Annotated in this window: 1 pseudogene; it reads right to left on the bottom strand. The window is 68.6% G+C overall.

Annotation, left to right across the window (positions count from 1 at the left end):
* Window positions 1–385 (bottom strand): annotated as a pseudogene (locus D3260_RS17135) (hypothetical protein); the annotation flags it as partial.

Below are 385 nucleotides of genomic sequence, written 5' to 3'. Positions count from 1 at the left end.
ACGTAGCCCCGCGCGGTGTTGGACACGTGGTTCACCGCGGTGCGGACGATCCCCTGGGCGTCCCGCCGGGTCATCGACAGGATGCCGTCCGCATAGGCGTTCTTGCGCGTCCCGACCACCCGCCGCACGATGTCGTCAATGGGCTCCCCGTTCGTCATCCCGAGCTGCAGGGCCGTGGTCAGCCGCTGCTGGTCCACCGCCTCCAGGGTGCTGAACCAGTCCCGGAGGAACCGGCCCTGGAACGGGCGGGAGGTGGCGATGGCCCGGAGCTGGTCCGCGTTCACTGCCATGAAGCCCACGTCAATCGTGATGGAGGACTGTAGCAGGTCGATTTCGGCCTGGCCTTCGAGGACGGCGAGCTGCCCGAGTTCGTCCCGCACCAGGG

This window comes from Salinisphaera sp. Q1T1-3 (assembly GCF_003602005.1).
Taxonomy (GTDB): Bacteria; Pseudomonadota; Gammaproteobacteria; order Nevskiales; family Salinisphaeraceae; genus Salinisphaera.
The sequence above is the reverse complement of the archived record's forward strand: the minus strand, read 5'-3'. Positions and strand labels throughout refer to the sequence as shown.